The sequence below is a fragment of the Nitratireductor sp. ZSWI3 genome (assembly GCF_024655565.1).
Taxonomy (GTDB): domain Bacteria; phylum Pseudomonadota; class Alphaproteobacteria; order Rhizobiales; family Rhizobiaceae; genus Nitratireductor.
In genome coordinates, this window is the sequence record NZ_JANKOF010000140.1 from 1 (window position 1) to 8,283 (window position 8,283).

Genomic DNA, 8,283 nt, shown 5'->3' on the forward strand with positions numbered 1-8,283 from the left:
CGAGCGCCCTGCCCCGCCACTCGATCGCATGCGGCGCGGCGGCGCCAAGGCCGGCCGGCAGCAGCGCGAACCCCGCCGCGGCGGCGCTGATGCGGATCAAGCGGCGGCGGGAGAGTTGGACCGGCATCTCACATCTCTCCTAGAGCGGGATGAGGAGAAGTGTGAAACGGTTTTCCGTCCGCATCCCGCTCTAATTTTTTGAAAACGATCGCATCGTGCAACGCGGCGGTGTCCGCCTCCGCTCCGCCGAGGATGTAGCCGCTCGGCACCTGTGCGAGGGTGACGATGCGGCCGCCATGCTCCTCCTGGAACGCCTGAGCCGCCTCCCGGCTCGAGAAGGGAACCACTTCGTCGGCGCCCATTCCGCCTTTGCGGCTGCTGCCGATGACGAAGAAGGCCCTTGCCGCCTCGACCCAATTGTCGGCGCCCGGATCATCCCAGCTCGCCGCCCGCGCCATGTCGGAGACGAAGACGGCGCGGATGTCCTTCGGCTCCTCCGGCAGCAAGGTGAAGGCGATTGCATCGCGCGCCGAGGAAAACCAGATCGGCTCGTCATAGCGCGACAGGATGACCTGGCCTTTGGGACCGGGATGCTCCAGCACATTCATGCCACAGTAGCGGCCCATCGCCTCTTCCGTCAGCGAGAAGGGAACGGGCGGTGCTTCCACCTGCTGCTCGCAGGCCTGGAGCGAGACGGCGAACAGGATGGCCGCCGCGGCTTTCAGGGGAAATTTCATAGCTCTCTCCTTGCGAATGCGAAGCCTGCCGCTCCGAGCGGCAGAAGGGTCCAGGCGGCGAGCGCGGCAAGCAGCGCCGGGGCGCTGAGAGCGCTTGCCTCGGCAAGGCCCGACATGCCGGCAAGCGCCCCCACCGAGCCCGATCCGGCGAGGTTCAGGAGGCGATAGACGTCGGTCGGGTTGAAAAGCAGCACGGCGTCGAGCATGTGGGCGGAAACGATGGCGCCCTGATCGACCACCAGCACCCCGAGCAGCGCCATGTCGAAAAGAAGCACGAAGAAGAGCCACACGCCGATGGCCGCCCCCGCCGCGGCGCCGCGCGTGGCGGCAAGCGCGCTGACGAGATAGCCGATCGCCACGAAGATGCCCCCAAGCGCGATCGAGGAAGCGATCATCGCGGCAAAAGCCGTCAGGCTCCGCGCGGTGATCGAGGCGCCCGTCAGGGGCAGCGATGCGGCGGCGACGCCGTAGCCGACCATGGTGGCGAAGGCGAGAATCGCGATGTGCCCCAGGAACTTGCCGGTGAGCACCTGCCAGCGGGCCAGCGGATAGCTGAGCAGGAGGAGCATCGTGCCCCGCTCCACCTCGCCCACCACCGCGTCGTGCGAGATGAGCAGGGCGATCAGCGGCACGAGGAAGATGGTGAGGCTCGACAGGCTGACGATGACGATGTCGAGCGGCTCCGCGCCCACGCTCCCGGTCGGCGCGCTGCCGAGGAAGCTGAGCGTCAAGGCCAGCGTCGCAAGCAGCGCCGACGACGCCACGACCCAGCGGTTGCGCAACCCCTCCTGCACCTCCTTGAGGGCAACGATCAGAACGGCTTTCACATGCGCCTCCCCTGCAGGAAATGGGCGTAGAGTTCATCAAGCGACGGCGGCAGCACGTCGATGTCGAGCACCTGGTCCTCAAGCGCCGCCGCGCGATGGACGAAGCGGACTTTCTCGGCGAGGGTCAGGTTCACCTCGATCGTGGTGTCGTCGAGCCGCTTGTGGCAGCCGTTGAGGCCGAGATGGGTTTCGACGCGGCGCAATTCGCCCGGCACGGTCCTGAGGCGGATCTTCGCGGGGATGCTGGCGATCCGGCGCAGTTCGTCGATGCTGCCGTCCGCGATCTTGCGGCCGGAATCGACGATCACCACCCGGTCGGCACAGCCCTCCATCTCCGCCAGCGCATGGGAACAGATGAGAACGGTGCATCCCTCGTTCCGCATCACGCGCACGATCTCGTAGAATTGCTCGCGCAGGGCGGGGTCGAGGCCCGTCGTTGGCTCGTCCAGCAAAAGCAGCTTCGGCTTGCCCAGCAGTGCCTGGGCAAGGCCCAGCCTCTGCCGCATGCCTTTGGAATAGGTGCCGACGCGGCGCGCACTCGCTTCGCCGAGGCCGACGCGCTCCAGAAGCGCGGCGACCTTCCGACGATCCTCGTTCTTCAGCCGAGCGTAGAAGGACAGTGTCTCGCGGCCGGTGAGCGCGGGATTCAGGGCCACGTTTTCCGGCAGGTAGCCGAGGCGCCGGCGGGCCTTCGCATCGCCGGTTGCCGGGTCGCTGCCGAGGACGCGGATCGTGCCCTCGTCCGGCCGGATGAGCCCGATCATCAGCTTGATGAGGGTCGTCTTGCCGGCCCCGTTGTGGCCGACGAGCGCGACGGTTTCGCCCTCGCGCAGGGTGAGCGAGATGTGGTCCACCGCGGTCCGCGGGCCATAGCGTTTCACCACGGCGTCGATCTGCACATGTGCGGTCATTCGGGTGCCTCCAGCGTCGCCACGGGCGCGGTCATGAGGGGAAAGCTGTCGACCACGCCGCCCGGCAGCACGGCCGGGAACTGCGACTGCGCCCAGCGGATCACCTGGGTCGCGGGGCTCGTCAGCAGGATCTTGGCGCTCGGCGCGGTCCACAAGACCTTGTCGACCAGGTCGTTCGGCCGATAGGGATTGTCGGCAAGGCCATCGCCGTCGAGATCGAAGGCGGGATTGTCGCTCCAGAAATTGCCGCGCCCCCCGCTCGACCAGTCGAGGTTGCGCGTGCCCACATATTTCACCTGGTTGCGGTTGGCGATGAAGGCGTTTCCAGCGATCTCGTTGCCTTCCGAGCCCGCCGTGAAATGGATGCCGATCTGACAGCCCTCGAAGCGGTTGCCGCGGAAGCGGTTGCGGTTGGCGTTGTACATGAAGACGCATTTTTCGGGGCCGAGGCGCATGCCTGCCGCTTGCGACGGCACGGGCTCCACGGCGCCGACCGGCGCATGGGCTGTGCCGGCGAGCCGGCCCGCGTTCCTCCAGCGCTCGGCGGGCTGCAGCCGACCGAGCACCACATTGCCCGCGATCTGCGAGCCATTCGCATAGTTGAGAAGCAGGCCGTGGTCGCGGTCGCCGTCGGAGCGATTGCCGGTGATCGTCAGCCTGTCGGAATACATGATGGCGAAGCCAACGGCATTTCCCAGGGAACGATTGCCGCGGATCACGCTGTCGTTGGTGTACATGTAGTGCACGGCAAAGCGCAGGTCGCGGAAGCGGTTGTCCTCGAAGAGGTTGTTCCTGCTGGTGACCACATAGATCCCGTCGCGGCCGTAGCGGATGTCGTTGTCGATCACCTTTGCGCCCGGCGCGTTCCAGACCGATATGCCGTTGCCCGCCTCGTTCGAGCGGCCCTCGCGCAGGCCGACGATCCTGTTGCCCCGCGCGATCGCGTCGCGGGCGCCATGCAGGTAGATCCCGTAAAGATTGCCGATGATGTCATTGTTTTCGATGAGGGAGCCCTGCCCGGCCTTGGTCACGAAGACACCGGCGTCCATCGCCTCGAGGTCCCGACCCGATCCCGCGATCTCCAGATCGCGGACGATCACCCCCTTTGCGGCGACGACAACCACACTACCGGAGCCGTCGCCCTCGATCCGGGCGCCGGGATCCCCATCGAGCGTCAGCGTCTTGCCGATCTCCACGGGCCCGCGATGGGTGCCGGAGCGCAGCACGATGACGTCACCTTCGGCGGCGGTGTCGACGATCGCCTGCAGCGGTGCGGCTGCCGGCGCCACCTCGATGCGTGCGGCGAAAGCGGGCGCGGCCAAGGTGGCGGCGAACATCGCCGCCACCCCGCTCGCTGCTATGAGGCGGAGGAAGCCCATAGCCTCTACGCCGGTTGGGGCTCTACGAACATCCGCCCCTTCATCTCCATGTGCATGGCATGGCAGAACCAGGAGCAGTAGTACCAGTAGACGCCGGGCTTGGAGGCTTTGAAGGTGACCGAGGCGGTGGCCTGCGGCCCGATCTCCATGTTGACGCCGTAGTTGACGATGCAGAAGCCGTGCGTCAGGTCCTCAACCTCGTCGATGTTCGTCACATAGACCGTCACCTCGTCACCCTCGCGGACGTTGAAGCTCTCCAGGCTGAAGGCCGGCGCCACCGAGGTCATGTAGACGCGCACCTTGTTGCCGTCGCGGATAACGTCGGCCGCGGTCATGAGATCGATGCCGTCCGCTTCCGCCTGTTTCACGGCATCGGCGAAGATCGGATCGCTCCGATCCCACACATGCACCGGATCGATCTTGGAGCGGTGGACGATCGTGGCGTCGTGCGGCTCGGCGAAGGTGGGATTGTCGTGCACCAGCACCATCTCGTCGCCCGAGATGTCGATCAACTGGTCGTTCTCCGGCTTGAGCGGCCCCACGTTCAGGTAGCGGTCCTTGGAGAACTTGTTGAGCGAGATCAGCCACTTGCCGTCCGCCTCCTTGGTCTGCCCCATGGAGGTGTGGTTGTGGCCGGGCTGGTAGTGCACATCGAGCTTCTGGCGGATCGGATCGACCGCCTCGCCCTGATAAGCACGCTTGGCGTCCTCGATGTTCCACTTGCAGATCTGGCTGTCGATGAAGAGCGTGGTGTAGGCGTTGCCCTTGCCGTCATAGGCCGTGTGCAACGGCCCAAGGCCCAGCTCCGGCTCGGCCACCACCGTGTCGCGCGGCTCGATCCTGTCGGCGAAGAGATCGTCGAACTTGCGCACGTCGAAGACCGTGACGGTGGGCGAAAGCTTGCCATTGGCGATCGCGTGGATGCCGTCCGGCGCGGTGTTCATGCCGTGCGGCCCGTTCGGCACCGGCACGTAGCGCGTGTACGCCGAACCGTGGCGGCCGTCGATCACCGGCACACCGTTGATCTCCTGGTAGTCGCCGCGCGCGACCGCCGCTTCGATGGCCTTCAGGTCGAAGATGACGACCCAGTCCTGCTCCTTCTCCATCATCTCGGCGAGGTTCACGCCTTCTTCCGAGTTGTAGCAGGTGGCTAAGCAGTATTTGCCCTGGTAGTCGGCGTCGACATTGTCGAGGTTGCCGTCCACCATCACCTGCCAGGCGATCTTCATCGTCTCGCCGTCGATGGCTGTGAAAATGGCGTGATACTTGGTCTTGTCGTCGAGGACCGTGCCGTCGTTCGGGATCGGCACGCGGTCCTCGCCATTGCAGAAGACGTAGCCGGTCTTCGGGTATTTCTGCACGCGCAGCCCGTGCACCGTGTGCTGGTTCGGCAGCTGGATGATCTTGTCGCACTTCATGACGTCGAGCCGGATGCGGCAGACGCGGGTGTTCGCCTTGTCGTTGGCGAAGAGATAGCGTCCGTCATAGGTGCCGTCCGTGAAGGACGGGTGCGGATGGTGCAGATCGCCGTTGAGATAGACCTCGCCCCGCTCCTTCAGCATCTCGACCGTCTCCGGCAGCAGGCCCTCGGTGAGGATCTTCCGGCTTTCGTTGGTCTGGCCCCAGCCGGTGGCGCTGCAGCGGTTAAAGACCGGGATGCGCATCATCTCGCGCATGGAAGGGGCGCCAAGGACGCGCACCTCGCCGGTCTGGCCGCTGGAGAAGAAGACGTAGTATTCGTCGAGCTCTCCAGGCTTGACTTCATAGGACTGGGAAGCGGCTGCGCCCTGCGCGTGCGCCGGCGTTGCAAAGCCGCCGCCGAGCGTCAGCAGCCCGCCCGTGCCCGCCACGCCGGCGGCCGCCGTGGCCGCTGTCGTGCCGAGCAGCTGGCGCCTACTCCATCTGGTCTTGCTGTCATCCTGCGACATGGCTGTCTCCTTCGTTTGCCTGTCAGGTTGTGGGGGATTGGGCCGGCTCCGGCGTCTTCACCGGGACACCGCCATGGGTGACGACCGGCCGGGCCGGGCCTTTCCGGCCGGGGCCGGAGGAAAGCGCCTGGAACTTCTCCCGCTTGCGCCGCACCTCGATCATGTGCGGGCAGCGCTGGTCGTCGTGATAGAGCTCCTGGCAGTGCATGCAGTAGATGCACTCGTTGACGTTGATCTGCCCTTCCGGGTGAATCGCCTGCACCGGGCATTCCTTGGCACAGCGGTGGCAGGGCGAGCCGCATTCGGGATAGCGCTTCAGCCATTCGAACATGCGGATGTGCCCGGGGATCGCGAGCGCCGCGCCCAGCGGGCACAGATACCGGCAGTAGAAGCGCTCGACGAAAAGGCCGGCCGACAGCACCATCAATGCGAACACGACGAAGGGCCATTCACGCGCGAATTTGAGGATGATCGCCGTCTTGAAGGGCTCCACCTCCGCCAGGCGCTCTGCGAGCGCCAGCGAATAGAAGGACAGACCGAAGAGGCCGAGAAAGATGATGTATTTGATCGGCCACAGCCGCTCGTGCAGGCCGAACGGTATCTTCACCTGCGGCACGCGCAGCCATTGCGCCAGGTTGTTGGTGAGTTCCTGCAGGGCGCCGAAGGGGCACAGCCAGCCGCAGAACGGCCCGCGTCCCCAGAAGAGCAGCGCCGCCGCCACCGACGCCCAGAGCAGGAAGACGAGCGGTGCGGACAGAAAGAACTCCCAGTTGAACTCCGTCACCAGCGCGTTGAAGAATGTGAGCACGTTGACGACCGAAAGCTGGGCGTTCGCGTACCAGCCGAGCCAGACGAGCGCGTAGAGCAGAAAGCCGCGGCGCACCCAGGCGAACAGCCTGGGCCGGCGCACCAGCGTGTTCTGAAAGAAGAAGATTCCCGTCAGGATCACGATCGCCGCGCCGGTGATCCCCACCTCAACCGCGTTCATTTCCCAGACGCGCACCCAAAGGGGCGTTTCCTCGGAAAACGGGGCCGGCTCGGCGGCCGCAGTCCCGACCGCGACCGCAGGCGCCGCCTGGGGCGCCGGAACCTGCGTCAAATAGCGCTCGGGGACGGTGTAGCCCAGCGTCAGGGGCAGCGTGACCTTGTCACGCGCACCGACGCGGCGGTGGACGAGGAGCTGCAGCTCCCACGGCTGGGTGACGTCGAACTCGAAATCCGCTGGCATCGAAAAGAGCGCGATCTCGCGCAGGCTCGGCGCACCGTCCGCAGCCAGCTCGGCAAGCCGCGTATGATCGCGGTCCCTGAAGCGGACACCCTGCCCCGCCTGCAGGAGTTCGATCCGGTCGAAGATGCCGCCGCGGACATAGCCCGAGCCCTTGAAGGAATAGGCGCCGTCGCCGGCGACCAGGACCGCCTGCTGCCCGGGCTTCAGCTTCTTGCGCAGCTTCTCGTAGCCCGCTTCGCCAAGCAGGCTGATGCCGATCGAGGGCACGCTGACGGGCGCGGCATAAAGATCGATGAAGCGCTCCTGCGGATCGGCGCTTTCCGGATTCTCGCCGCCGCGCACCTCGCCCGCGCGCAGAAATTCCTCCGTCACCTCGCCGACGGTGAACCTCAGCGAGCGGACGGCGCCCTGGCCGACGAGCGTCTCCCAATCGAGCGTCTCGCGCAGCGTTTCGTCCACCTGCCGCGAACCGGCAGGGCCGGCGACGGCGGCGGCTGGGGCTTCGCCCCCCAGGCGGTTGCTGCGGATGATGCGGACCGCCGCCCGGGTCACGCTGTCGCCCATCACCAGCACCGTGACGGTGGCACCGCTGACGATGTCCACCTGCGGCGGACGCTGCGTGCCCGCGGCGACGCGTCCCATATCGGCGCCGAGGAGCGCGTTCAGCGACGCGACGACCTTCTCCTCCGGGATGCCGATGAGAACGATCGGTTCCTTGTGATCCACCAGCCGGAAGCCGCGGATGACGCCCTGCCGGTCGAGGCCGACAAGAATGTGGATCGGCTTGCCGGAATAGCCGACCGTGCTCGTGAAATCGGAATTCAGGAACGCGTGGCCGGCGAGCGTGCCGCCCTTGTAGACCGGCACCAGCGGCGGCGTGCCTTCGGCGGGGCCGAAACTGTCGGCGCCCGGAATGAGCTCGCCGGGGGAGACGCGTGCAAGGTATTCCGGCAGCCGCCCGTTGGCGTTAGCAGCTCCGAGAAGCGCGAGCCCCACAACTGCGGCAACGGCAAACAGGAGTATCAGGCGGACGCCCCTGTCGAGCGCGCGCAGGCCGGCGGGTGCTCCTGAAAGATAAATCATAAAAAGGCCGTGGGCTCGTTCTATCGGGTGGGCCTGACGACCAGCGTCATCAGAAAACACACGCGACTATCGACCCGTGGCCAGGATACTTCTTTGTGCTAGCGCAAACTTCGGCGAAATCGACAACCGGAGCGGCACGCCTCTGCCGGGCGCCACAACGAGAGAGCCGGGCGGCTCATGGTCCGCCCGG

Annotated in this window: 6 protein-coding genes; all 6 read right to left on the reverse strand. The window is 66.2% G+C overall.

The genetic code is table 11. The features are described 5' to 3' along the window. Window positions 1–128 precede the first annotated feature (128 nt). The 6 genes from NUU27_RS24000 to NUU27_RS24025 are packed head-to-tail and all read right to left on the reverse strand — an operon-like array spanning window position 129 to window position 8,093. On the reverse strand, window positions 129–737 hold the full coding sequence (locus tag NUU27_RS24000; protein WP_257764825.1) for a nitrous oxide reductase accessory protein NosL: 609 nt from the start codon (window positions 735–737) through the stop codon (window positions 129–131). After that, window positions 734–1,564, reverse strand: a complete 831-nt coding sequence (locus tag NUU27_RS24005) for an ABC transporter permease (protein ID WP_257764826.1) — start codon at window positions 1,562–1,564, stop codon at window positions 734–736. Before NUU27_RS24005 ends, NUU27_RS24000 begins: the two co-directional genes overlap by 4 nt. Further along, window positions 1,561–2,475, reverse strand: a complete 915-nt coding sequence (locus tag NUU27_RS24010) for an ABC transporter ATP-binding protein (RefSeq protein WP_257764827.1) — start codon at window positions 2,473–2,475, stop codon at window positions 1,561–1,563. Before NUU27_RS24010 ends, NUU27_RS24005 begins: the two co-directional genes overlap by 4 nt. Beyond that, window positions 2,472–3,812: a nitrous oxide reductase family maturation protein NosD gene (locus NUU27_RS24015; RefSeq protein ID WP_257764828.1), complete on the reverse strand. Its 1,341-nt coding sequence runs from the start codon at window positions 3,810–3,812 to the stop codon at window positions 2,472–2,474. The genes NUU27_RS24010 and NUU27_RS24015 overlap by 4 nt, the downstream gene beginning before the upstream one ends. 47 nt (window positions 3,813–3,859) lie before the next feature. Then, window positions 3,860–5,782, reverse strand: a complete 1,923-nt coding sequence (nosZ, locus tag NUU27_RS24020; RefSeq protein ID WP_257764829.1) for a TAT-dependent nitrous-oxide reductase — start codon at window positions 5,780–5,782, stop codon at window positions 3,860–3,862. Window positions 5,783–5,804: 22 nt separating this feature from the next. Further along, on the reverse strand, window positions 5,805–8,093 hold the full coding sequence (locus NUU27_RS24025; RefSeq protein WP_257764830.1) for a NosR/NirI family protein: 2,289 nt from the start codon (window positions 8,091–8,093) through the stop codon (window positions 5,805–5,807). Window positions 8,094–8,283: the final 190 nt, after the last annotated feature.